The sequence below is a fragment of the Bifidobacterium tsurumiense genome (assembly GCF_000741765.1).
GTDB classification, from domain to species: Bacteria; Actinomycetota; Actinomycetes; order Actinomycetales; family Bifidobacteriaceae; genus Bifidobacterium; species Bifidobacterium tsurumiense.
Genome location: NZ_JGZU01000012.1, coordinates 1 through 25,768, shown reverse-complemented (window position 1 = coordinate 25,768; position 25,768 = coordinate 1). Strand labels below are relative to the sequence as shown.

Here is a 25,768-nt window from a genome sequence, read left to right as displayed (position 1 = left end):
CCTCGAATATCACATGGTGAGACATTTGCAAAGGCAAAATTAACACGTCGGAAATACGATACCGTCGTGGTGACATAACGAATTTCCTGAGGATTCGTGTGATTGTAACATTGATGCTTTCCTTGCTATTCCAACGTTTAGAACCGATTTCACGCTTCGACTATGCAGCCTGGCATCTGCCGCCACCGGCCCAGTATACGGACCAAAGTACGGATTGCATATTGACTGTGTCATGGGTAACAATAGGGAGTTATCAGCGTATTACAAGCAATTGGTGTTGAGAGGCACTGGTTTTCGTGTACGCGATGATGGCGGGCATCGTGCCTGCCACACACAGTCAAGGAGATTCTATGAAGAAGAAAGCACTCGCTTTCGCGGCGGCGGCCTGCTCATTGGCCCTGCTGCTTGGAGCATGCGGCGGATCCGGGAGCAACGCCTCGGATAGCGGCAGCGGAGTTGTTATCACCGCCTTTAATTCTGAGCCTCAGAATCCATTGATTCCAGGCGACACGAATGAGACCGGCGGCGGCAAGGTTCTCGATTTGCTGTTCTCCCGTTTGGTGTCCTTCGACGTCAAGGGTAATGCGCGCAACGAAGTGGCAGAGTCAGTCGAGCCGAATGCTGATTCCACCCAGTACACCATCAAGCTCAAGAGCGGTTGGAAGTTCACCGATGGAACTCCTGTGACCGCAGAATCCTTCACCAAGGCATGGAGCTACACCGCCAATGCCAAGAACGCACAGTTGGGCGCTTCCTTCTTCGAGACCATCGCAGGATATGATGATTTGCAGAAGGATGGCCTCAACGGTGATGAGCAGCTTTCCGGTCTGAAGGTCGTGGATGACAACACCTTCACCGTTGACCTGAATCAGCCCGATTCCGTATTCGGCACCAAGATCGGTTACGTCGCTTTCGCTCCTCTGCCTGAATCCTTCTACAAGGATCCTAAGGCATTCGGCGAGAATCCTGTGAGCAACGGACCGTACAAGTTCTCCAAGTGGGATCACAACTCCCAGATCGTCGTGGTGAAGAACCCCGATTACAAGGGCAATGTCGACGTGAAGAACGATGGCGTCACCTTCAAGGTCTACACCGATGATGAGGCAGCCTACCGTGATATCCAGGCAGGCAACCTTGACACCATGGAAACCGTTCCTTCCTCGGCTACCAAGACCTTCGAGAAGGACAGCAAGGTTCAGGCTTATAACAAGGCCGGTTCCGTGTTCCAGTCCTTCACCATCCCTTCGGATCTCGACCACTTCAACACCAACACCGATGAGGGTCGTCTCCGCCGTGAGGCCATCTCCCGTGCAATCGACCGTGACGCCATCTGCGAGAAGGTGCGCAACGGTACCTGCACCCCTACAGTGGACTTCTCTTCACCAATGATTCCGGGCTATTCTGATTCCCTGACCGGAAACGAAGTGCTGAAGTATGACGCCGATGCAGCCAAGAAGCTGTGGGACGAAGCCAATGCTATTTCCGCATGGCCTTCTGACGGCAAGCTGACCTTCGCATACAACGCAGACGGCGGCCACAAGGCAATCTATGACGCAGTTGCCAACTCCATCAAGAATGCTCTGGGCATCGACGCAGAAGGCGCTCCAATGCCGACTTTCCAGGAGTTCCGTGACGCTGTGACCAACCGTCAGATCAAGGGTGCTTTCCGTTCCGGTTGGCAGCCAGATTATCCTTCTATCCAGAACTACCTCGGACCGCTGTACTCCTCTGCAGCAGCTGATGGCAAGGGCTCGAATGATGGTGATTACAAGAACACCGAATTTGACAACCTGCTGACCCAGGCTGCAGCTGCAGGAAGCGAAGACGATGCCAATAAGCTGTATCAGCAGGCTGAAGAGATTCTGCTTCGCGATCTGCCTGCGATCCCGCTGTTCAACTCCAATGCCTCCGGCGCTGCTGCACTTGGCGTCACCGGATTCGAGATGAATTGGCAGAACCTGCCTGATTACGCTTCTATGAGCAAGTGATCAGAAGGTAATAGCTGAACACAACAGCTGAGCAAAGCGGAGACGAGCGATTCGTCTCCGCTTTTTGTATTCTTGTTGAACAACACGGAACCAGCACTGCTGAAGTGCATTGCGGATTTGCACTCTGCAACCATGCGTAACCAAACCCGATGCCGCGGTTTCATTTCACAAGTGCGTGATGTGCATATGCGGAACGAGATCCTGATGGAGCTTCAAAACTACTGTCCGATACAAGCAGAGCTTCCAACGACATATGATGATGGTGAACTCATCGTATCCAGTTCGTTACATAAAAGTGCACACTGTGCTGTACACTACTGAGCGTATTTGTCGACCGGGCATGGGAGACCAACGTGTAGAAGCGTTCCGGTCAGAGATAATAAGGAGAAATCAATGGGCAAGTATCTTCTGCGCCGTATTCTGCAGATGATCCCCGTGGTTCTCGGCACGACCCTTTTGGTATACGCTCTCGTCTTTGCGCTGCCGGGCGATCCGGTGAAGGCAATGTTCGGAGACAAACCAGTAAATGATGCGGTCGCAGCCCAGATTCGCGCCGAGTACAATCTTGACAAGCCGTTCATCGTGCAATACCTGCTCTTCCTGAAGAACGCGTTAACTTTGGACTTCGGTAACACCTTTGCGGGCCAGCCCGTTATCGATGAAATCGGCAGGGCATTCCCTGTGACCATTCGTCTGGCACTTATGGCTTTTGTTTTTGAGGCGTTGTTCGGTGTGGTATTCGGTATCATCTCCGGTCTGAAAAAAGGCAAGTGGTACGACACCGTCATCCTCATCGTGTCCTTGTTGCTGATTTCAGTGCCTACTTTCGTTACCGGTTTCTTGGGACAGTACCTGTTCGGCGTGGAATGGGGAATTTTGCCGGTGACAGCAGGAGCAAATCCTGGATTCTTTGATTTGTTGCTGCCAGCCATGGTTTTGGGATCGGTTTCGATGGCATATATCATTCGACTGACCCGTGCCGAAGTTTCTTCCAATATCGCCGAGGATTATGTTCGTACGGCCCGTGCAAAGGGCATGGGAAGCCGTTCCGTATTGTTCCGCCATATTCTGCGTAACTCATTGATTCCTGTGGTCACGTATTTGGGACAGGATCTGGGTGTACTGATGGGTGGCGCCATGATTTCAGAAACGATCTTCAACATTCATGGTGTGGGGTATCTGACCTACCAGAGCATTCTGAAAGGCGAGGCGAATTTGGTGGTATCCATCGTCACGCTGTTGATGCTCATATTCGTCGTATGCAACCTCTTGGTCGATCTGCTCTATGCGGCTCTTGACCCCCGCATCCGTTACGCGTAAGAAATGAAGGTACTGATGAGTGACGATATGACGATGACCTCCCAGTCTGCGCATACCGCTTTGCCAGGTCAGGAGCGATATGTTGCCCCGATCGAGGAAACACCTTTGCATGAGGTGGATTCGGTCGATGAGGCAGCTCCTGCAGCCAGCATGTGGGCTGATGCATGGCGCACGCTGCGTAAGAATCCTTTGTTCATCATCTCGGGAATTATGATTCTCGCGGTGGTATTCGTGGCATTGTTCCCACAAGTGCTGACCAACCAGGATCCGAATTATTGCACCTTGGATAACTCTCTGGAACCTGCTCGTGCCGGACATCCTTTCGGATTTAATCTGCAGGGCTGCGATATTTACGCACGAGTAATTTACGGCACACGTACTTCATTGAGCGTTGGTGTTTTGGCCACCGTGCTGGTCGTTTTGATCGGTTCCTTGATCGGCGCTCTTGCGGGCTTCTTCGGCGGTTGGATCGATGCCGTGCTCAGCCGTTTGACCGATATCTTCCTGGCTCTGCCTATTCTGCTTGGCGCAATCGTGGTGCTCCAGATGTTCCGCACATCCACTTCCATTTGGAAGGTCGTGTTGGTCATGGCCTTGTTCGGATGGGTTTCCACCGCTCGCATTGCCCGCGGTGCCGTTATGGAATCGAAGAACCTTGAATTCAATACCGCATCCACGGCATTGGGTTCGACTCCGACGCGAAATCTGTTCCGCCACATCATTCCGAACTCTTTGGCACCGATTATTGTGGTCGGCACCACTTCGTTGGGAACCTACATCGTTCTCGAGGCTACGTTGAGCTTCCTGGGCGTTGGTCTGCCTTCTTCGACTGTGAGCTGGGGTGGCGATATCTCCGATGCGCAGAGCGTATTGACGACCGACCCGATGGTGCTGTTCTATCCCTCCGCCGCCTTGGCCATCACGGTATTGGCATTCATCATGATGGGTGATGCGGTGAAGGATGCACTTGACCCCAAGAGCCGTACTGCGTGAGTGTGAGGAATATCGCTGATGAGTAAAGTTATGAACACAGCAAACAATCTTGAGGCACTGCAGCGCGAACAAGGCCCTTTGCTGGAAGTGAAGAATCTTCAGGTGGATTTCACCACCGATAGCAACCGTGTGGTGCATGCAGTTCGCGACGCTTCGTTTAGCGTATATCCGGGGCAGTGGGTCGCAATCGTAGGCGAATCCGGATCAGGAAAGTCAACATCCGCTATGGCGGTGCTTGGCTTGCTTGCCGGTACTGGCCATGTTTCCGGTGGTTCGATCAAGCTGGACGGACAAGAACTGACCGAGTTGAAGCCAAAGGATTTCGACAAGCTTCGCGGCAGCAAAATGGGCCTGGTCCCTCAGGATCCTATGAGCAATCTGAACCCTGTGTGGCGCATTGGCACACAGGTCAAGGAAGCTTTGGTCGCCAACGGCATGGATATCTCTCACGAGAAGCGTTCCAAACTTGCCACGGCCTTGGCCGGAGGCGAAGTGGCCGTCAAGTCGGCGGACGATGAGCTGTTCATTAGCTCGGCTGAACGTCCGGCTCTGATGGAGGCTGCCAAGTCCGGTCTGCAGAAGGCCGGTGTGGATGGCGAGCGTTTTGAGGCCGCCATGCAGCATTTTGAGCAGGAATGGGATGCTGGCTCTCAGACTCGTTGGCGTGTGGCTGATGACCTGATTCAGGCCGGTATGGGCGATGATGAAGCCTGGGCCATTGCCAAGCAGTATGTCACCGGTTCCAATATGGAGGATCGCATTGCCGGTTTGCTTTCAGAGGCCGGTTTGCCTGATGCCGCGACTCGCGCACGTCAGTTCCCTCATGAGTTCTCCGGTGGTATGCGTCAGCGTGCATTGATCGCAATCGGTCTGGCTTGCCGCCCGGATTTGCTCATCGCCGATGAGCCAACATCCGCTTTGGATGTGACGGTGCAAAAGCGTATTCTGGACCATTTGCACAATCTGACGGATTCCTTGGGAACCGCTGTGCTGTTCATTACTCACGATCTGGGCCTGGCGGCAGAGCGTGCCCAGCATATCGTGGTGATGTACAAGGGTCAGGTCGTGGAATCGGGTCCGTCGCTCGAAGTGCTTCAGCACCCTCAGCATCCGTACACCAAGCGTTTGGTCGCAGCCGCTCCTTCTCTGGCATCTCAGCGCATCATCTCGGCGCAAAAGCAAGGTCTGGATGCCGAGTCGCTCAAGGAACATCACACCAAGGATGACGCGGCTCTCGAGCGCAGCGAACACATCATTACCGTCGATCATCTGACGAAGGAATTCAAGCTTCCTCGTCGCAAGGAGATGTTCAAGGCGGTTGACGATGTGTCGTTCTCGCTGAAGCGCGGAACAACATTGGCCATTGTGGGTGAATCCGGCTCAGGCAAGTCAACGGTCGCCAATATGGTGCTCAAACTTCTGGAGCCCTCTGCAGGAACCGTGACGTATGAAGGCAAGAATATTGCAGGATTCAAGGGCAAGGAATTGCTGGACTTCCGCCGCCATGTGCAACCGGTGTTCCAAAATCCCTATGGCTCATTGGATCCTATGTATTCCATCTATCGCTCGATAGAAGAGCCTTTGCGTATCCACGGCATAGGGGATACCAAGTCTCGTCGCAAGCGTGTGCGTGAACTCCTGGACATGGTGAATATGCCAGAATCCGTTATGGGCCGATATCCCAACGAGCTTTCCGGCGGACAGCGCCAGCGCATCGCCATTGCACGAGCCATGGCTTTGAATCCGGACGTTATCGTCTGCGACGAAGCTGTCTCGGCGCTGGATGTTCTGGTGCAGGATCAGGTGCTTCGTTTGCTCAATGATCTGCAGGCGGAGCAGGGTCTGAGCTACTTGTTCATCACGCATGATTTGGCGGTGGTTCGTCAGATCGCCGACGAGGTAGTGGTGATGCAGCATGGCAAGTTGGTCGAACATGCCACGACTGACGAAGTATTCGAGCATCCGAAGATGAAGTACACGCAGGATCTGCTGGATGCCATTCCTGGAGGCAAGCTTCAGCTGGGACTCGACTGAGTGCCGGTGCTTCAGCGCTGAATAATTCAATACGTGCATTTGAGGGATATGCGGTGCCAAGCCGCTCAATGATTGTCACTAAAGGATTGCGTTTCTGACAGTCATTGAGTTCAGTTCGGCGTCGCATATCCCTCAATTGGTTTCTCGGCATTTATCTCACGCATGCAATGCAGCACAATGGCGTCGTGTCCAGCTCACTAAGCATGGGGGGTATTATCGGCATTCGTCTGTGAGTGGATGCGGCAATGATTGACCCAAGCCGCTGCTATGGTCGGTATTATGACGATCACGATTACGACGGCCAATCTCAACGGCATTCGTGCCGCAAAGCGCAAGGGCATGTTGGATTGGGCAAAGGCCAAAACTCCGAATATCTGGTGTATGCAGGAAGTACGTGCTCCACAGGAAGAAATCGATCCAATAATCGCTCAAATCAGTGAGGAATATGTCAGCGCATCTGCTATTTCCGATGCGGCCGATTTGCACAGCACCAATGAGGTTTGTCGTGTCAAAGGTCGTGCCGGCGTCGCTTTGCTGTCTGACCTGCCGGTGACTGAACGTCGCTATGGTTTGCCGGGGCTGACGGAGGACGTGGATTCCGGCCGCTGGATAGAGAACGATATCACTACGCCTGAAGGCTATGACATCACTGTGGCAAGCATATATGTGCACCATGGCGATGTGGAAGATCCTGTGAAGATGGAACAGAAATACCGTTTTCTCGATACCATGCTTGAGCGACTTGGGCAATTGCAGGAAGAGGCTGCCAAGGGTGGCAGACAGGCTGTGCTCTGCGGAGATTTCAATATTGCGCATACGCCTGCCGATCTCAAAAATGCCAAGGGCAATGTAACCAAAGCAGGCTTCCTCCCTGAAGAACGGGCATATATTGACCGTTGGCTGAACGAATTTGAATTCGTCGATGTCATGCGCGATCTCGCAGGAGATATCCAAGGGCCATACACTTGGTGGAGCCAGCGAGGCAGGGCATTTGACAATGACGCTGGCTGGCGTATCGATTACCAGTTCGCCACTCCTGAGCTCGCGCAGGCGGCAAAGGGATTTGTTATCGACAAGGCGCCTAGTTACGATACTCGCTGGTCGGATCATGCCGCATTGACCATTACCTATGAGGTATGAGTTCTGCTGCGGAACGGCAAATCGATATGCGATGAATGCTGGCTTCAGCGTGCTATCTGGGAATGTGCTGAATTTGCGTTGTCGACGCATATGAGGGTGCTAGGCTAGTCACGGTTGCAACCTGTTAGAAACGAGGAACCATGGGTCTGTTTGGATTCGGCAAGAAGAAGCGTCACGAAGAAGATGACGACGAGCTCAAGTATTCGCAGAAAACGGTCGAGGACGATCAACAAGATGAAGGTGACGAGAATCAGGATGAGGAACAATCCGCATATCCTGACGAACCGTCAGCGGTGTATGAGGGTCGTGGCGAAGAATACGGTCCTTGGGATGTCAATGATGAACATGTGCCGGATTATGACGACTATTTGGATGTCGGCGCGTACTATTTGCCGTTCCTCAGAGGCATTGAATTGCGTATCAAAGCCAACCGTGCCACCCAGCAAGTCATGGGTGCGACGATAACCTACGGTTCGTCCAGCTTGGAGATCGAAGCATTTGCAGCTCCCAAGACCATGGGATTGTGGGATGATGTCCGCGATGATCTGCTGCAGGCCAACGCCAAGGCAAGCGAGGTCGAAGGTGTGTTTGGCACTGAGCTGCAACTGCCTGTCACGGTGAAAAGCGGTAAGACCGTGATGACTCGCATTGTTGGCGTCGACGGACCACGCTGGATGCTTCGCGGCATATTCTCAGGAAAAGCGGCGACAGAAGCTGGCGAAGAACGCGATGCCTTGAATCATTTCTTCGCGGATATTGTTGTGGAGCGAGGAGAAGAGCCTTTGGCTCCTCGTGATCTGATCCCGATGCATCCTCCTGTTTCTCCTGCACAGCGTAAGGCGGCCAATGCGACGGCCAGCGAAGAAGAGCAGGAGGAGCTCAGTATCCCTGACAAGCCGAAGGGCCCGTTTGATTCCGACCAGCAGGTTGAAGTCAAGACCACGCTGTCAAGAGGACCTATGTTCTCCGAGGTTCGCTGAGCAATCGTCGCTTGGCTCTTTGACGAAAGGCAACGATGACGAAAACACCCCGTCAACGTACCGGCATTGCCGCATTGGCCAGCGCCGATGGCGATGAAGATTTTTCCGTAATCGATGCCATCGGCGGTCCCCGTGGCGTTGTGGAATCAATGCTTCCGGGACTGGTGTTTGTTGTGCTCTTCGTAGCGACAAGCGATCTTGTGCTCACGGTGATTGTCTCCGCAGTGCTTGCCGTGGTGCAGGTGTTGCTCCGCCTTGTCCAAAGACAATCGGTTATGGGAGCGATAAGCGGCTTGTTCTCAGTGGCCATATGCCTGATCTGGGCTTGGACCAGTCATGAGGCAAGAAACTATTACATGGTCGGCTTCATAACCAACGCTGTATGGACTGTCCTGCTACTGGCTTCATTGCCTGTGCGTGTGCCCGGCGTGGGTTTGATTGTGGAATATATCCGCTCCACGCCCATGGATCACTTCAGGCAGTGGCTAGATGACTGGCGAAATGACAAGGGATTGTATCGCGCATACGTTCGTGTGAGCCTGCTGTGGATTGCAGTGTTCTCGCTGCGATTGGTCGTGCAGGTGCCGCTGTATCTATCCAATCAGGTGGCGTTATTGGGCACGACACGATTGCTTATGGGATTGCCTTTCTGGGCATTGGCTATTTGGGTCTCGTATCTGCTGGTGGCTGATCCCATGCGCAGGCATATTGCACAAAAGTCCGCGGAATCGGATGAACAGGGCAATGGTCGTGAACCACATGACGGTGTGGATAGGACGGCTGTTGACAGCTCGCTAATCGCCGCATAGCACGCGCCGCATGTCATCCTTATTTTCATACCAAACCATATCCGATGTTGTGACGATCGAAAGGTAAAGCGTAATAGTGGTGGAAGCAACGATTCGCATCGAACGATATGCCGATCAAGGCCGCTGTGTGGGGCATATTGATGGTCGAGTGGTTTTCGTCCGTTTCGCACTTCCGGGTGAATTGGTCAAGGTTCGTCTGGATGAGCCTACCAATCGTGAAGATCGCTTCTGGACAGGCGAAGTCGTTGAGGTCTTGGAAGCAAGCGAGGATCGCGTTGAACCGGTATGGCCTTTGGCGGGTCCTGTCTCAGATGGGGGCGGAGTCGGTGGCGCTGATCTGGTTCATGTCTCCTTGGATGGGCAATTGCGTTGGAAATCCACTATTATCGCTGAACAATTACGCCGATTGGGACGCATCGAAATAGCGGCGGTTCCTGTGGAACGCATGCCTGAAGATGAATCGTTGTCTGGCTTGCACTGGCGTACGCGAATTGAACTCATAGCTGACAATAATGGCAAGGTATCCATGCACCGTCGCGGTAGTCATACCCGCGTGCCGCTGGATGACATGCCACTTGCTTCACAAGCACTGCTCGCCGTGGCTGAGCGGGAAGGCCTATGGGATGGTGGATTTGAGCCAGGTTCGCAGATTCGTGTGGTCGTTCCTGAGCCGAGAGGACTTGAATCCAATCCTGATACGGCGACTTTGCTCAAAGCCATCGGTGATAATTACGCAATCCTTGTGGATGGGGCGCTCCGCTCCGGAAACAAAGTGCTTCACGAACAGGTCAATGTTGCAGGAGTCGATTTTGATTATATTGTCGATGCTGCCGGATTCTGGCAAATGCATCGACACGCGCCCGTAGTGCTGCCCAATTATGTGATTTCCAAGGTACAAGAAGCGTTGCAAGGTTCCGATAGCGCCATTGTCTGGGATTTGTATTCGGGGTCGGGATTATTCACCCTCCCTCTGGCGGAGATGAGCGCCCAGCGCGTTCGTGTCTTGAGCGTTGAAGGCGCCAAGGTCGCAGCCGCCAATGCCCGAAAGAATTTGCGCGCACGTGATCTGCATATGGTGGATGCGCGCACGGGTGATGTGGCGGCTACTCTGGGACACTTGCCCAAGGATCTGCAGCATCCCGATGTGGTCGTGCTTGACCCGCCGCGGGCTGGTGCCAAGGCAAAGGTATGCAGAAGCATTGCCGATTCCGGGGCTGCAACTGTTGTGTATATTGCTTGCGATCCGACCAGCCTGGCCCGCGATACCGCGACCTTGAGCGGATTGGGATATGCATTGAAGGATATTCGTGCTTTCGATATTTATCCCATGACGCATCATGTAGAGACAGTCGCTGTGTTTTCGAAGGCGGAAGGGTAGTCTGCGGCTTCTCGGTTCATATCCTGCTGAGTCAGGCGGATGAGAAAAGAGGAAAGAGCTATGGTTCGATGGTTCCATCACAATGTGGTTGTTCAATTGAACGATTATGCGGATAGTCGTGGATTGAGTATTTGACGATACTCCAGATTCTAGACTCGACGTATCGTCATAGACATCGAAGAAATCACATGTTCCGATGCCGGCTCGCATTGATATGCTGGTGGTATTGATCGTTGGTTATTAAGGCAGGGATATGCGGCGCTCGCTGATAATGCGGTGGTTGACGGTGTTCGTACTGTGTATGCTCGCCATAACAAGCGCATGCACGCCGCAGGGATCGGCGGTCGGGCGCACACAGAGCGATGCCAGCGCTGCAATTCATCACGATGGCATCGATCGCAGCGATATGCTCGTAGGTCTTATCGGTGAAAAAAGCGACGATGCTGCCGATGTCAACATATTGAAGAGCTGCCAAACATCCCAGCTGAAGGCCGTGTATGTTTCCACAAGCGATGTGGCATCATATGCCCAGGCAGCACAACAGGGAATGATTGATCTGACAGCACGCCCTGTCAGCGTTGTTGTGGTCAATCATCTGGATTTGCAGGGTGGAACCGCATTGACCCAAGATTGGCGCGATGCATTTGAGCAAGTTCGTCAGGCGGGAATCCCTGTGGTGTTGATCGATCCGATCGATGTGCCACAGGATGACACCTTGTATGCAGCGGTGTTTATCACGGATGATCAATCCGATGGCGATGCCACAGATCATGATTCGGATAGCACGGCTTTGGATGATGCATTGATGCTGGTAGCCAATGACAATCCACACGATGTAAGAATGACGGTAAGACTGTGAACTTGAAGCCAGCGCGATTGCGGATTTCGATACAGTTGGCATGAGAATCCCGTCAGACGGGGAATCCGCGGATATGAGGTGTCGTGTGGATATGCAGCAATCAACGGGTAGGGAATCTGAGCAACCATTCGATGACGTGATGCCGGAGGTGCAGGAATCTGGTCTGAAAGCCGAGCAGGTTAAGCAACGTATTGAGCAGGGGCAACGCAATACGGTTCACCGCAGTACCTCACGCTCGCTTGGCGCGATTATTCGAGCCAATGTGTTCACGATGTTCAATGCCATCATTTTGGTAGCCATGGTGACAGTATTGATTACCGGATCGTGGCGTGATGCAGTATTCGGTTTTGTCATCATTATCAATACCGGAATCGGTATTATCACTGAGCTCAGAGCCAAAGTGACCTTGGATAGACTGTCCATTTTGGTGGCGTCTCCTGTTGTGGTACGACGTGACGGCAAGAATATCGCCGTTGGGCATGGTGATATCGTCATGGACGATTTGTTGTGGGTGCGATTAGGGGAGCAGGTGCCTGCGGATGCGACAATCGTTCACACATGGGGGCTTGAACTCGATGAATCGATGCTCACAGGCGAATCCGTAACGGTTCGCAAGCATGAGGGGGATACCATATTTTCCGGTTCCACCGCAGTCTCCGGCATGGCACTCGTTGCGGTCACTGCGGTAGGCAATAACAGCTATGCGGCAAAACTCACCGCCGAGGCAAAAACATATACCAAAACGGTTTCTGATCTCAGCAAGGGTATCAATACCATTTTGAAATATATGACCTTCATCGTGGTGCCATTATGTGTGCTGCTCGTATGGTCGCAGATGAATGCGGTCGGTGGCTGGCATGAGGCCGTTGCAAGTGGACAATGGCGCAATGCCATTATTTCCGCTGTGGCAGGTGTTGTGGGCATGATCCCAGAGGGACTGGTGCTGCTCACATCGCTGAATTTCGCCATTGCCGCAATGCGATTGGCAAGGCAGAACACCCTGGTTCAGGAGTTGGAATCCGTGGAGACCTTGGCAAGGGTGGATGCACTCAACCTTGATAAAACAGGGACGATCACTGACGGAGGCATCGAATTCATCGATATGGTGATGCTGGGTGAACAGACTTCGCCACTGCACCACTCGGAAGCGATGCAGGCGCTGTATGACGTGAGTAACGAAGAGAATCCCAATGCCACGGCGGATGCGATATTGCAAGCGTTGGAAGACCAAGGCGTCGCGGCAGGCAAGATCAGAGATCGACTGCCCTTCTCATCGGCCCGCAAATGGAGTGCCATTCAACGCGAATCAGGAGAACTTTGGTATTTGGGAGCGCCTGAAGTATTGCTCGCCGCTATGGACGGCAATTACGCGCAGGTAGCTCAAGCGGTGACGTCATATGCCCAGCAAGGCAATCGAGTGCTGATGATTGCCAAGGCGTCTGTTGATGGCGTCAATGGTGAAGGCGAACTCTCACCGACGATAGCCTCGGGTGCTCACCCCGTGGCATTGGCGTTATGCGCCGAAAGAATCCGTGCAGATGCGCAATCCACCCTGGCTTGGTTCCGTGAACAAGGCGTGCGATGCCGGATCATCTCAGGAGACAATCCTGTGACAGTGGGTGCGATTGCGGCGAAAGTCCGGCTTACGGGGGATCGCGAGCCCATATCCATGGATGCTCGTCACTTGCCGAAGGACATTGAACAGCTGGCAGAGGTTCTTGAAGGCGTAGATGTGTTGGGTCGTGTGCTTCCTGAACAAAAGAAGGCGATTGTGCAGGCTTTGCATAGCCGTGGTCATGTCGTGGCTATGACAGGAGATGGTGTGAATGACACCTTGGCCATAAAAGAGGCTGATTTGGGTGTGGCCATGGGCAATGCTGCCGCTGCCACCAAGGCAGTTGCACAGGTGGTACTAGTGGATTCCAAATTCAGCCACCTGCCCGATGTGGTGGCTCGCGGACGTCAGGTCATGGCAAATATGGAACGTGTGGCCAGTCTGTTTTTGGTGAAGACAGTCTATTCCGCGCTGATATCACTGGCATCGGTGCTATCTGCTTCGCCTTTCCCGTATTTGCCGAGGCATATCACCTATGTGGGCGCACTCACCATCGGCATGCCGGCATTCATTCTGGCGCTTGCACCGAATACACGACGATATGTGCCAGGATTCCTGAAACGAGTATTGCGTTTTGCTGTGCCATATGGCGTTGCCGTGGCACTCTCGATAATGCTCTGCGTGTGGGTCCTGCCGGGAATCATGGGTTGGGATTTGCGCAACAGGCAGGATCTGTTTGTGCTCAATGCAACATGCGCACTGGTGCTGCTGTTCCTTGGCATATTGGTGCTCGCACAGGTGGCAAGACCTTTGCGTTCATGGCGCGGACTACTGGTTCTTGGTTTTGCCTTGGCTGGATTGGTTGGCTTGCTGACTCCGGCAGTCGCCACATTCTTCGCTTTGCAGGTGCCTCAGGGGAGCATGCTTATGGCGACACTGGCCGCACTTGCTTGTTCGGCAGGAATATTCGTGCTGTGCAATATGGGGGCTCGGAGCGTAGAGCGAATTATCTCGCATTCCAAGCAGACACGCCAGAGATAATTTACAGCGTGGATACGATGGGCTGAGATACTCATCGAGACTATGCCGTTTCGATTCGTCGACGGCTTTGCTCGAATCAGCTCGGAGGATTGCCTATGTCCATGCGCGATGACCGATTGTCTACATTGAATGTGGATGATGTTGCTTACGATTATTACGATATTGCAGGTTTGCCCGGCATTGACCATTTGCCGTATTCCCTGAAAGTGCTTGCGGAAAATCTGGTGCGCAATATCGATGGTGCCAATATCACCGATGACCATATTCGCGCATTGTTGGACTGGGATCCCCAGGCGCAACCCAGCCATGAAATCCAGTTCACCCCGTCTCGTGTGGTTATGCAGGATTTCACTGGCGTTCCATGCATTGTGGATCTTGCCACGATGCGTGATGCTGTCAAGGAGCTGGGCGGAAATCCTGAAGTCATCAACCCTCAGGTGCCAGCCGACATGGTGATTGACCATTCCGTGCAAATCGATGCCTATGGCGTTGATGACGCTGTAGAACGCAATATGGATATCGAATACCAGCGCAATGGCGAACGCTACCAATTCCTGCGCTGGGGACAGCAGGCATTCCGCAACTTCCGTGTGGTGCCGCCTGGAACGGGCATTATTCATCAGGTCAATATCGAATATCTGGCACAGGTGGTGATGTCCAAGCAAAGTCAGAACGATGCCGATCGTCAGCTTGCCTACTTGGATTCGTGTGTCGGTACCGATTCGCACACCACCATGGTCAATGGCCTGAGCGTTTTGGGCTGGGGCGTCGGCGGCATTGAAGCGGAAGCAGCCATGTTGGGGCAGCCGATCTCCATGCTGGTGCCACGTGTTGTCGGTTTCAAGCTCACCGGTTCGATTCCGGAAGGCGTGACCGCAACCGATGTGGTCCTGACCATAACCGATATGCTGCGCCAGCACGGCGTGGTCGGCAAATTTGTGGAATTCTATGGTGACGGCGTTGCTCGGTGCCTTTGGCAAAATCGTGCGACCATAGGCAATATGAGCCCTGAATTCGGCTCGACTTGCGGTATTTTCCCCATCGATGACGTGACATTGGACTATTTGCGTCTGACAGGCCGCAGCGAGGAGCATATTGCATTGGTCGAAGCCTATGCCAAGGCCAATAAGCTGTGGCATGACACCACATCTCCTGACTATGTTGAGCCTCAGTATTCAGAATATATGGAACTCGATCTCTCCACGGTTGTGCCATCCATCGCAGGCCCGAAGCGTCCTCAGGATCGCATATTGCTCAGCGAGGCACGTCAGAGCTTCGAAAAGACCCTTCCTGCATACACTACGGAGAACACCAATGAGAATCCCGTGGCAGTAAGCACTGAATTCAAGGGTGATTTTGCAGTGAAAAATGGTGATGTCGCCATCGCTTCGATCACCAGCTGCACGAATACCTCGAATCCGTCGGTTATGATCGCGGCGGGCCTGCTCGCTCGCAATGCGCATGCCAAGGGTTTGCAGCCAAAACCATGGGTGAAGACTTCCTTGGCTCCAGGTTCCCAAGTGGTTGCGGATTATTTGCACAAGGCGGGTCTGCAAGAGGATCTGGATGCACTGGGATACCAATTGGTGGGCTTCGGCTGCACAACGTGTATCGGCAATTCCGGACCGCTTTTGCCGGAGATTTCTCAGGCCATCAATGCCAATGATCTGACGGTCACCGCAGTGCTTTCCGGCAATCGTAACTTCGAAGGCCGTATTTCACCGGATGTCAAGATGAATTACTTGGCATCACCGCCTTTGGTTATTGCGTATGCTCTGGCTGGAACCATGGATTTCGATTTTGAAAGCCAACCCTTGGGTCAAGATTGCGATGGCAAAGATATCTTCCTCAAAGATATTTGGCCGTCGAATGAGGAAGTTCAGCAAGTGGTGGACTCCGCGGTTTCACGAGAAATGTTCGTCTCTGATTATGCGAGCGTATTTGATGGTGATGAGCGATGGAAGGGACTTCAAGTTCCTGAGGGTGAGCTATTCGCTTGGGATGAGGACTCCACGTATGTCAGGCGTCAGACCTTCTTTGACGGCATGAGCGCTGATCCGGAGCCAGTGCAGAATATCCATGGTGCCCGTGTTCTGGCCTTGCTGGGTGATTCGGTGACCACCGACCATATTTCACCTGCCGGTGCATTCAAGGCATCCAGCCCTGCAGGACAATACTTGATTGATCATGGCATCGAACAAAAGAACTTCAATTCATACGGTTCTCGTCGCGGAAACCACGAAGTCATGGTTCGCGGCACCTTCGGCAATATTCGCTTGCGCAATTTGCTTCTGGAATCCGTGGGCAAGGAAGTCACGCCGGGTGGATTCACCTATGATTTCCTCACTGGCGAAGAGGAAACGATATTCGATGCCTCCGAGCAATACCGCAAGGCCCAAGTGCCTTTGGTCGTTCTGGCGGGCAAGGAGTACGGTACCGGTTCTTCCCGCGATTGGGCCGCGAAAGGAACCTTGATGCTCGGTGTGCGTGCGGTGATTACGCAGAGCTTCGAGCGTATCCACCGCAGCAACCTCATCGGCATGGGTGTTCTGCCTCTGCAATTCCCTGAGGGAGAGTCCTATGAGACGCTCGGACTGGATGGCACCGAGGTATTCGATATCGAAGGCATCGATGCATTGAATGAGGGGAGCATCCCCGAAACCGTGCATGTGCGTGCAGCCAAGCAGGACGGCAGTGTGACGGAATTCGATGCTGTTGTCCGTATCGATACGCCCGGCGAAGCCGATTACTACCGTAACGGCGGCATTCTGCAATTCGTCTTGCGTAATCTTATGAGGCAGTAGCGCTTTTCTGCTCAACTGAGATGGTATTCGGGGCAAGCACTTGCGTTGTTTTCGGCAAGTGTTTGCCCCGAAATCGTTATTTCGGTGATTGATATCGGATTTCACCGGAAATAGGTCAAGCCGTTGGTTCTTCTCGATCCGATCAGCCTCAATGCGGCTTCGGATGCCTGTCTCGGATGACAATTGTGAATCGTTGTAGTGAACCCTCATGGTGGATACCTGTTGTACGTCCCCATGGCGAATCCGCGTTGCAGATTGTGCAGATTGCTCTTGTGAATACTTCCCGCACAGTCTGCGCATACGCCACTCCTGCAGCAAGTCCCGTTCACTTCACTTGGGTTTCGTCGGATATTAATTTCGGATGGTCAGTGACTTTAAACGAATCACATTGCGCCTGAATCGCATTGCAGGTGATATGCATTGCAGATGATTTGCATTGCAGATGATTTGCATTACTGCTGAATCGCATTATCGATTATCGGATAGGGCAGATGCGATACGCTGCATGATGAGCTCTGGAGTGAGCCCATAACGTTCTTGCAGTGTGCTGAGCGGAACGCGGTCAGTGAATTCCTTGTCGGCGCCGATGACCACGGTATGCATGGCATTGATAGTCGGATCGGCATTGCCTGAAATCCAAGAGGCGATATGCTCGCCCCATCCGCCTTCACGCTGTCCATCCTCGAGTGTCACGACAACCTTGGTGTTTGCGGAAATATTGGTCAAGGTTTCAGTATCGATTCGGGTGCACTGCCGGGCCTTGACAATACTGGCCTTCACTCCTGTTCGCTCCATGAGCATTGACCCTGCTTTGCGTGCGATTGGCATGGTATTGCCCAGGCCGATAATGGCAACTTCGCTGCCCATGTGTTCCACGACATACTCTTCGAAAGGAGAAGGAACAGTGCGGCGCATGGTTCCGTTGGAAGAGAGCGCAGTCCGGCCGACTTTCGTTGAAATCGGCATTGTGCTGCCCGTGGCGATTTCGTCTGCCAGTGCAAGCGATGGATAGCGAGATTTCCCACTGGCCATGTCTTCGTCCAAAACGGCTTGGGAAGGGATGCGAATGGCAACCGCACCGTGATCCCTACTGCGCGTGGACCAATCCAGCATGGTCAACAATTCGCGCTCATTGCTTGGAGTCAGATACGTCATTCCTGGAATATTGCCGAGCATGGCAATGTCGAATGCACCGGAATGCGTATTGTCCGCATTTGAAAGACCTGCTGAGAATACCAATAAGGTTGTGGGCTGTGCATTCAATGAGAGTTCCTGCTGCAACTGGTCATATGCGCGCTGGAAGAATGTGGCGCTTGTGGCAAGGACAGGAGTTCCTCCTGCCTGCGCGATTCCTGCGGCATAGGCCACGGCATGTTCTTCGGTTATTCCGGTATCGACATAGTGCTGTCCGGCCAGTTGACGAAATTCCGGCGTAATGCCGTTCGAACCAGGCGTTGCGGGGGAGATGACTGTCAATCCCGGATCTGATGCGAATCGGTGCAACAGATACTGCATGGCCAGTTGCCCGTAGTATTTACGGGCGCCAAGCGGCTGCTGCCGTGCGCTTATCGGCGTGCGCCAGTGGTTGGATTCACATTGGCCGGGCAGGAAGCCATCCTGTGCATCGACCTCGTCCAAACCAAGCCCTTTGCAGGTATGGATATGCAGAACGATCGGATGATCGATATCCTTGACCTCTTGAAAAGCGCGTATGAGGGCATGCACATCATTGCCGGATTCGATGTATCGATAATCAAGGCCGAATGCGCGGAATAGGTTGGGCTCATAGGTGCCCTGCGTGCGGCGGAGATTGTCCAAGGTGCCGTACATCCCGCCCACATTTTGAGCGATGGACATCTCATTGTCGTTGAGAACAATAATGAGATTGCCTCCCTGGGATGCGGCGTTATTCAATCCCTCGAAAGCGACCGCACTGCTCAATGCGCCATCTCCGATAATCGCAACGACATTGCCGGTTGGACTGTTGCCTGTTTCGGCCTGTTGCAGATCCCGTGTTTTCGCCACTCCACAAGCCAATGAGATGGAAGTGCCGGTATGTCCCAGCACGAAGCGGTCATGCTCGCTTTCCTCTGGATTGGTAAAACCGGTCACCTCATCAAAGTGTGCGGCATCCGTGTACGCATCCCATCTGCCCGTCAGCATCTTATGGACATAGCTTTGGTGGGATACGTCGAATATCAACGCGTCGCGAGGGGAGTCGAATACCCGATGCAAAGCCACAATAGCTTCGACCATGCCTAGATTGGAACCGATATGCCCGCCATGCGCTCTGCCATATGCAAGCAAAGTCCCGCGAAGTTGCGAACATAGCGCATCCAAAGCGGACTCGTCCATGGATTTCAGCTCGGCTGGAGTGATGCCGTTCATATCGTCCCCTGTCACGTGACTCCTTCCTGCAGAGGGTTTCCAAAGCCGTCATTCTAACCAAAGCTTTCGTATATGGAAGTCATACGGGCAAATACCCTCAACTTCTCCGTATTGGGACTGGGGAATACATGGGGATATCCGGTGAACAGGTTCGAGAGCTGGCTGCCATCGCACCGTGAAGAGGGCTCGCTGCGTATTCATTGCTATCCCTAGGTGCTGCGGTGCTGTGGTGGCTGAACGCTGACGAGTGGTGACATTGCTTTTCTGTGCCGTTGCGTAGAGTGGAGCATGTTCCAACCTGGAGGTGCACATGGCAGAACAAACGCCCGAAGTGGCGGTAATCATGGGCTCAGCAAGCGATTGGGAAACCATGAAGCATGCTTGCGAGATGCTCGACCAATTTGAAGTCCCATACATCAAACAAGTGATTTCGGCACACCGTACCCCGGAATTGATGGGTACGTTTGCGCATGAGGCCCGTTCCAAGGGACTCAAGGTGATTATTGCGGGTGCCGGCGGTGCAGCTCATCTTCCAGGCATGGTTGCGGCGCAGACCACATTGCCGGTTATAGGTGTGCCGGTGCGCTCGCATACGTTGTCTGGCTGGGATTCACTGCTGTCGATTGTCCAGATGCCGGGTGGTATTCCTGTTGCCACGACCGCTGTGGGCAATTCCGGCGCGACCAATGCAGGTTTGCTCGCCGTGAGTATTTTGAGCACTACTGATGAGCGTTTGGCGAAGGCCTTGCAGGATTATCGCGATGGTTTGAAGCAGAAGGTGGAGCAATCCAATGCCGAGCTTATCTGAGGAAACCAAGGGTGCTGTCAAGCAGTTGATGCCGGGTACGACGATCGGTATCGTCGGCGGAGGACAGCTTGGACGAATGATGGCCCTTTCGGCAAAATATATGGGGTTCAGAATCGGTGTTCTCGATCCGACCGAGGATTGCCCGACCGCGCAGGTCGCCGATTTCCAGGTAACTGCCGATTATGACGATGATGCTGCGATTCGTGAATTGGCTGAGCGCAGTGATGTCATCACGTATGAATTTGAAAATGTCAATGCCGATGCAATCGACACCGTTCGCGGAACGGTTGCTGTGCCGCAAGGCACTGATCTGCTGCGCGTCACGCAGGACCGCGTGAACGAGAAGCAATTCATTAACGATCATGGCGCTCCGACGGCCCCTTGGCGACAAGTGGATAGCGTTGATGAACTCCATTCCGCACTCGAAGAGATCGGTTTTCCGGCAGTATTGAAAACACGTCGAGGCGGATATGACGGGCACGGCCAGGCGGTATTGCGCACTGAGCAGGATGTGCATGAGATTGAGTCCCGTTGCGAACAGGGCGGCATGCCACCTTCCATACTGGAAGGCTTCGTGGATTTCGCTTTCGAGGCGTCCATCCTGGTGTGCGGCAATGGCAATGAATATGTGACATTCCCCATCGTGCGCAATGAACATCGCAATAATATCCTGCATATGACGATCGCTCCTGCTGCTGTGGATGCTGCGGTCGCCGAGCAAGCCAGGGGTTTGGCCATGCGCTTGGCCCGTGGCTTCGAGCTCTCCGGCATTCTTGCGATTGAGTTGTTCGTGACCTCCGAAGGTCGTGTCATAGTCAACGAGTTGGCTCCTAGGCCGCATAATTCGGGGCATTACACCATAGAGGCATGTTCGATCGATCAATTTGATGCCCATATTCGCGGCATAGCAGGCTGGCCGCTTCCTCAACCGAAATTGCTGAGCAATGCGGTTATGGTGAATGTGCTGGGGCAGCATGTGGCACCAACCCGTGAGCTTATCGCGGATCATCCGGAATGGAATGTGCATGATTACGGCAAGGCCACGGTGAAGCATAACCGGAAGATGGGGCATATCACGGTATTGGGTGATGACACCGAGCAAATCGTGGAACAGCTTGAGGCCACAGGATGCTGGGATGATCTGAAATGATTGGCGATATGCTTCGGCTCGTGGCGCAACACTGAGTCGGAGGTCTAGTCCTTCCGTATGGTGAAGAGGTATGAAACCAACCGAGAGCAAGGGTTGGTTTCATACCTCATTGTTTTTGAATATGGTGTGCATTACTTGCGACACGGAAAGAGGATGGTGTGAACGTGAAAAAGACTTCTGCACAGCGGCATACCAGGCAGAAAGATGCCGTATTGCGCGCGTTGCGTGGAAGCAGTGATTTCATGTCGGCCCAGGATCTCCATCAGCAGATGTCGCAAACCGGGGTCGAGGTCGGTTTGGCGACCGTGTACCGTCAGCTCAAATCGATGGCGGAATCAGGTGATGTGGACACCATCCAGCTTAATGGACAGCAGCTGTTCCGATTATGCGAAGATCACGCGCATCACCATCATTTGGTGTGTGAACATTGCGGCAAAACCGTAGAAATTGAACCTCCTGATGAGCTCTGGGTGCGCAAAGTGGCAGGGGAGCACGGCTTCATCGTCCATTCGCATACCTTGGAAGTATTTGGCCTGTGTGAGGATTGCCGCGCTGCCGCATAATATGCGGATGGATCGGTGAGATCGGTGTTCTAGGCATCCTTGCTTGTGACGACAGTGTTGTCGGCAATGGCCTGAGGCATGTGGAATGAATGAATTGTGACCAAGTCTGAGGATTGTCGACACTCTATAATGATAATGATTCTCAATATAGTGTACGATGGCATTGAAAACATTGAAGTGCATGAATGGAAGCGAGAAAGAATATGCAACGTGTTCACAACATCGTGTCAGTGGTTGCCGGAATTGCGGCATTGGGACTCTTGCTGAGCGGATGCGGCACCGGTTCGACGAATAACTCGTCACAAGCCGCGATTCGAGTCTCATCGAGCATTAACCAATGGGGCTCAGTGGCCCAGTCCTTGGGCGGATCTCATGTCGAGGTGACCAATATTTTGAGCAATACCTCGGTGGAGGCCCATGATTATGAGCCGACAACAGCCGATGTTTCCGCGATATCAGCAGCTGACATCATTGTGGTGAATGGCGCAGGATATGATTCGTGGGCACAGCAGGCGGCAGAATCCACCAAGGCGACCGTAGTCAATGCCGCACAGGTCGCAGGGATCAAGGATGGCAGCAATCCACATATTTGGTTCTCTGCTGCGGTCAGAAAAGCGTTTGCCAAGGCATTGAGCGATGCATACGCGCAGAAAGATCCCCAACACAGTGCTGAGTACTCGAAGAACTTTGAGCAGTGGGAGAGTGCAGAGCAGGATCTCCAGTCACAGATCGATACCGCGAAATCCACAACCGAAGGCAAAACGTATGTGGCGACAGAATCAGTCGGTTGGTATCTGGCAGATGATCTGGGCATGAAGGACGGAACTGATTCGGGATATGCGCAGGCGATGTCCAACGAAAGCGAGCCGAGCGCATCGGATATCCTTGCCATGCAAAACACATTGTCATCCGGTGATGCCGCGCTTCTGATCGTCAATTCACAGGAATCGAATAGCGTCTCCGAGCGCATTGCCGCAACTGCCAAGGAACACAACATTCCCATTGTGGAGCTCAGTGAACAAATGCCGCAGCAATATTCCGACCTTCATGAATGGATCGGTGCTCTGGTCAAAGCCTTTGCCGCCGCTTAACCTGAGTGCATATGCCGAGAGGCAATGGCTCATATCGAGAATATCCTGTGTGTATACGGGATGCATGCAGGATATTCGTTGGGGATTGGAGCCCTCAAATCACTTGGTTTGCCCTTGGTTTGTGAATCGTTGATGAAAGCTCTCGCCTGTCCCTTGTGTAAAAGGTTATGGGTTGAGAGCTAGGGCTATTATGGTGCACTATTGACTTGGAACCGATATGCATTCGGCAAGGGTGCACGATGCCAGATTGACATACGAAGACGCTGGCTTTCCCAACTGGATACGAATAGAAGGCTTATGACTGAGAACGCGAAGATGCCAGATACGGGCAATGAGATGAGTGTGCGTGATGAGGAATTGAATCCAACGACATCTCACGCTCAGGATCAGGATGCCTTTTTGAATGGCCCGAACGGCCAAGATGGTGAACAGGGCGGTGCCCGGGTCGCAACATCGGATGATGTGGCACAGCGCGCGGACGCTTCGGATGATGCAGAAGAAACACCCAAGCGCAAAGGGTTCCCGCTGTGGCTTTATGCCCTGCTATTCGTCATCTTTGACGCTGCTATGGTCATGGTATTGCAATGGGGTGTGACCCAATCGAGCACACGAGTGGAGCTGTCCAGTCCATTGCTGGGTGTGTGGGGTATCGTCTCGAAGATGTGGGGCGAGCAGAATTATGTATTTCTGCTCAATCTGTTGCTCCTCGGTGCAATATATGCCGTCGTAATCTTGCTATTCAACAGATTTTGGCTCGCTACGCCGGTGTTGATGGCTATTGCCATCGTTATCGCGGTTATCGAGCGGTTCAAGATCCAGATTCGATATGAGGCCATTTTGCCTTCGGATCTCAATTTCCTGGGTTCCAACACGGGTGAAATTCTCAGCTTCTCTCCGACAGGGGCGTTCTGGGTCATCAGCGGTTCTATAGTGTCCTTCACGGCATTTGCCGTGCTGTGCATTGTGCTCAGTCATATGGATGGTCGCCATGGCAGGATATTTCGATTCAGGAACGCAGGGCTTTCCATTTCTTTGCGGCTGATATTACTGGCCATTCCTTGCCTTTTCCTCACGCTCTATATCAATCAGGTAGCCACAGTCGATTCGTGGGCGAACACATTTTCCAAGCGTATGGGAGACATCCCATCAATGTGGGATTCCGTGTATGATGCGCAACGCAATGGCCCATTGGTATCTTTCCTGCGCCAGCTCAACCCCAAGGTGATGGAGGAGCCTGACGGATACAGTCAAGAGACCATGGATGAGATAGCGGCAAGATATGCTTCGGATGCCGATTCCATCAATGCCGAGCGCAACGCATATTTGAATGACAACACGGTTGTTTTTGTGCTTTCAGAGTCCTTCTCGGATCCTGCAAGGGTTCCCGGTCTGCAGGTCAACAAGGATGCCATGCCCAATATCCGTGAGATCAAATCCGAAACCACCAGCGGATTGATGTTGTCTTCTGGCTATGGCGGCGGTACTGCAAATCTTGAATATATGGGATTGACCGGATTGAGCATGGCGAATTTCGATGCCTCACTCACCAGTCCGTATCAGCAGTTGGTGCCGAGTGAACATTGGACACCAACGATCAACCAGATGTGGGGAGCGCCGTCCAATTCCATTGCTTTCCACCCATATGAGCCGTCAATGTATTCGCGTGCCACTAACTACAAGAAGTTCGGGTTCTCGCATTTCTACACATTGCAGGCTCCTGATGTGATTGCGTATCAGGATAAGATCGACAATTCCCCATATGTTTCTGACGAGTCGACATACGAGTCCGCATTGGAGACGATTTCCTCCAATGATGACAACCAGTTCATCCAGATCATAACCATGCAGAACCATATGCCGTACAACAGCTGGTATGCCAATAACGATTTCACGGCACACAGCGTTGATCCTGCGGCGCCATTGGATGATGGGGAACGAGTTTCCATAGAAACCTATGCCAAGGGCGTGAGCCTGACGGATGACGCCACACAGGCGTTCCTGGATGAACTCGATTCCCTTGACAAACCGGTCACCGTGGTATTCTATGGCGATCACCTGCCGGGTATTTATTCCTCGGCCGGGGCGAATGCCGATAACTCTTTGGCATTGCATCTGACTGACTACTTCATTTGGTCCAATACGGCTTCTGCGAGCAGGGGAACGAAGAATGACGACAGTGCGTATTCTTCGCCGAATTTCTTTGTGGCACAGACCGCGGAGCATATGAATGCCAAGGTTTCCCCGTACTTGGCATTCCTGACTGAATTGCACGAGAAAATAGCCGCTTTGGAACCACCTGTGGTGAATAATATTCAGGGCTGGGATCGCATTCCCGAAGGCCAATCCGTCTATTTGGACAATGAGGGCCGTCCTATGTCAGAAGAAGATTTTGACGAGGAAACCGAGGATCTTATGCGTGATTACCGCTTGATCCAATACGACATCACTGCAGGCAAGAATTATCTGAAGGACACTGGATTCATGACAACGCCATCGAGATAGGTTGTCTGTTTGTTCGTGTGGCATTGGTCACGGACTTGAACGTCTTGTGGATATGAGGCGTTCATATCCTTGACGTTTCTCGTTGAAATGGACTCGGGCTTTTAAGATGTGTCTCTTGACACATCTTAAGCCCGAGCCATTTTCACGAGAAACGTCAAGGATATGAACGCCTCATATCCACAAGACGTTCAAGTCCGTGACCAATGCCACACGAACAAACAGACAACCTATCTCGATGGCGTTGTCATGAATCCAGTGTCCTTCAGATAATTCTTGCCTGCAGTGATGTCGTATTGGATCAAGCGGTAATCACGCATAAGATCCTCGKTTCCTCGTCAAATCTTCTTCTGACATAGGACGGCCTC

General features: G+C 52.9%; 17 protein-coding genes. 16 read left to right on the top strand and 1 reads right to left on the bottom strand.

What is annotated here, in order from left to right; all coding sequences use genetic code 11:
* The first annotated feature begins 350 nt into the window (after nt 1-350).
* The 11 genes from BITS_RS05595 to acnA all read left to right on the top strand — a co-directional run bounded on the left by BITS_RS05595 (nt 351) and on the right by acnA (nt 16,901).
* Nucleotides 351-1,988 (top strand): peptide ABC transporter substrate-binding protein, encoded by a 1,638-nt coding sequence (locus BITS_RS05595; protein WP_026642541.1) that lies wholly within the window; start codon nt 351-353, stop codon nt 1,986-1,988.
* Nucleotides 1,989-2,381: 393 nt separating this feature from the next.
* Complete coding sequence (locus tag BITS_RS05590; protein ID WP_026642540.1) at nt 2,382-3,308, top strand: ABC transporter permease; 927 nt, start codon at nt 2,382-2,384, stop codon at nt 3,306-3,308.
* 15 nt (nt 3,309-3,323) lie between these two features.
* Nucleotides 3,324-4,301 (top strand): ABC transporter permease, encoded by a 978-nt coding sequence (locus BITS_RS05585; protein WP_407712193.1) that lies wholly within the window; start codon nt 3,324-3,326, stop codon nt 4,299-4,301.
* Nucleotides 4,302-4,331: 30 nt separating this feature from the next.
* Nucleotides 4,332-6,335 (top strand): dipeptide ABC transporter ATP-binding protein, encoded by a 2,004-nt coding sequence (locus BITS_RS05580; RefSeq protein ID WP_026642538.1) that lies wholly within the window; start codon nt 4,332-4,334, stop codon nt 6,333-6,335.
* A gap of 279 nt (nt 6,336-6,614) precedes the next feature.
* A complete protein-coding gene (locus BITS_RS05575) occupies nt 6,615-7,475 on the top strand; it encodes an exodeoxyribonuclease III (protein WP_026642537.1) in 861 nt (286 codons plus the stop codon).
* A 140-nt stretch (nt 7,476-7,615) separates the two neighbouring features.
* Nucleotides 7,616-8,455, top strand: coding sequence for a DUF3710 domain-containing protein (locus BITS_RS05570; RefSeq protein WP_026642536.1), 840 nt, complete (start codon nt 7,616-7,618; stop codon nt 8,453-8,455).
* Nucleotides 8,456-8,490: 35 nt separating this feature from the next.
* Nucleotides 8,491-9,264, top strand: a complete 774-nt coding sequence (locus BITS_RS05565; RefSeq protein ID WP_044259576.1) for a DUF3159 domain-containing protein — start codon at nt 8,491-8,493, stop codon at nt 9,262-9,264.
* A gap of 79 nt (nt 9,265-9,343) precedes the next feature.
* Nucleotides 9,344-10,642, top strand: coding sequence for a class I SAM-dependent RNA methyltransferase (locus BITS_RS05560; protein WP_026642535.1), 1,299 nt, complete (start codon nt 9,344-9,346; stop codon nt 10,640-10,642).
* Between the two features lie 280 nt (nt 10,643-10,922).
* Complete coding sequence (locus BITS_RS05555) at nt 10,923-11,501, top strand: hypothetical protein (RefSeq protein WP_152571258.1); 579 nt, start codon at nt 10,923-10,925, stop codon at nt 11,499-11,501.
* 139 nt (nt 11,502-11,640) lie between these two features.
* Nucleotides 11,641-14,097 carry an HAD-IC family P-type ATPase gene (locus BITS_RS05550; RefSeq protein WP_026642533.1) on the top strand — a complete coding sequence of 819 codons (2,457 nt, stop codon included), beginning with the start codon at nt 11,641-11,643 and terminating at the stop codon, nt 14,095-14,097.
* A gap of 95 nt (nt 14,098-14,192) precedes the next feature.
* Nucleotides 14,193-16,901 carry an aconitate hydratase AcnA gene (acnA, locus tag BITS_RS05545; protein WP_044259575.1) on the top strand — a complete coding sequence of 903 codons (2,709 nt, stop codon included), beginning with the start codon at nt 14,193-14,195 and terminating at the stop codon, nt 16,899-16,901.
* 468 nt (nt 16,902-17,369) lie between these two features.
* Here acnA and BITS_RS05540 read toward each other — a convergent pair whose 3' ends face one another.
* Complete coding sequence (locus BITS_RS05540; RefSeq protein ID WP_026642531.1) at nt 17,370-19,304, bottom strand: 1-deoxy-D-xylulose-5-phosphate synthase; 1,935 nt, start codon at nt 19,302-19,304, stop codon at nt 17,370-17,372.
* A 295-nt stretch (nt 19,305-19,599) separates the two neighbouring features.
* On the opposite strand from BITS_RS05540, the gene purE reads away from it, so the two are divergent.
* The 5 genes from purE (at nt 19,600) to BITS_RS05515 (ending at nt 25,403) form a co-directional block, all read left to right on the top strand.
* On the top strand, nt 19,600-20,097 hold the full coding sequence (purE, locus tag BITS_RS05535; RefSeq protein ID WP_026642530.1) for a 5-(carboxyamino)imidazole ribonucleotide mutase: 498 nt from the start codon (nt 19,600-19,602) through the stop codon (nt 20,095-20,097).
* Entirely contained in the window at nt 20,081-21,247 is a 1,167-nt protein-coding gene (purK, locus tag BITS_RS05530; RefSeq protein WP_026642529.1) for a 5-(carboxyamino)imidazole ribonucleotide synthase, read from the top strand. Before purE ends, purK begins: the two co-directional genes overlap by 17 nt.
* A gap of 164 nt (nt 21,248-21,411) precedes the next feature.
* Nucleotides 21,412-21,810: a Fur family transcriptional regulator gene (locus BITS_RS05525; RefSeq protein WP_034534219.1), complete on the top strand. Its 399-nt coding sequence runs from the start codon at nt 21,412-21,414 to the stop codon at nt 21,808-21,810.
* Nucleotides 21,811-21,995: 185 nt separating this feature from the next.
* Nucleotides 21,996-22,901: a metal ABC transporter solute-binding protein, Zn/Mn family gene (locus BITS_RS05520; protein ID WP_420795462.1), complete on the top strand. Its 906-nt coding sequence runs from the start codon at nt 21,996-21,998 to the stop codon at nt 22,899-22,901.
* A 297-nt stretch (nt 22,902-23,198) separates the two neighbouring features.
* Nucleotides 23,199-25,403: an LTA synthase family protein gene (locus BITS_RS05515; RefSeq protein WP_238556554.1), complete on the top strand. Its 2,205-nt coding sequence runs from the start codon at nt 23,199-23,201 to the stop codon at nt 25,401-25,403.
* Nucleotides 25,404-25,768: the final 365 nt, after the last annotated feature.

What these genes read in the sequence shown, in the direction of transcription:
- BITS_RS05595 (WP_026642541.1), top strand. Translation starts at nt 351, where the DNA reads ATGAAGAAGAAAGCACTCGCTTTCGCGGCGGCGGCCTGCTCATTGGCC.
- BITS_RS05570 (WP_026642536.1), top strand. Translation starts at nt 7,616, where the DNA reads ATGGGTCTGTTTGGATTCGGCAAGAAGAAGCGTCACGAAGAAGATGAC.
- BITS_RS05565 (WP_044259576.1), top strand. Translation starts at nt 8,491, where the DNA reads ATGACGAAAACACCCCGTCAACGTACCGGCATTGCCGCATTGGCCAGC.
- BITS_RS05580 (WP_026642538.1), top strand. Translation starts at nt 4,332, where the DNA reads ATGAACACAGCAAACAATCTTGAGGCACTGCAGCGCGAACAAGGCCCT.
- purE (WP_026642530.1), top strand. Translation starts at nt 19,600, where the DNA reads ATGGCAGAACAAACGCCCGAAGTGGCGGTAATCATGGGCTCAGCAAGC.
- BITS_RS05585 (WP_407712193.1), top strand. Translation starts at nt 3,324, where the DNA reads ATGAGTGACGATATGACGATGACCTCCCAGTCTGCGCATACCGCTTTG.
- BITS_RS05515 (WP_238556554.1), top strand. Translation starts at nt 23,199, where the DNA reads ATGACTGAGAACGCGAAGATGCCAGATACGGGCAATGAGATGAGTGTG.
- acnA (WP_044259575.1), top strand. Translation starts at nt 14,193, where the DNA reads ATGTCCATGCGCGATGACCGATTGTCTACATTGAATGTGGATGATGTT.
- purK (WP_026642529.1), top strand. Translation starts at nt 20,081, where the DNA reads ATGCCGAGCTTATCTGAGGAAACCAAGGGTGCTGTCAAGCAGTTGATG.
- BITS_RS05575 (WP_026642537.1), top strand. Translation starts at nt 6,615, where the DNA reads ATGACGATCACGATTACGACGGCCAATCTCAACGGCATTCGTGCCGCA.
- BITS_RS05520 (WP_420795462.1), top strand. Translation starts at nt 21,996, where the DNA reads ATGGAAGCGAGAAAGAATATGCAACGTGTTCACAACATCGTGTCAGTG.
- BITS_RS05590 (WP_026642540.1), top strand. Translation starts at nt 2,382, where the DNA reads ATGGGCAAGTATCTTCTGCGCCGTATTCTGCAGATGATCCCCGTGGTT.
- BITS_RS05550 (WP_026642533.1), top strand. Translation starts at nt 11,641, where the DNA reads ATGCCGGAGGTGCAGGAATCTGGTCTGAAAGCCGAGCAGGTTAAGCAA.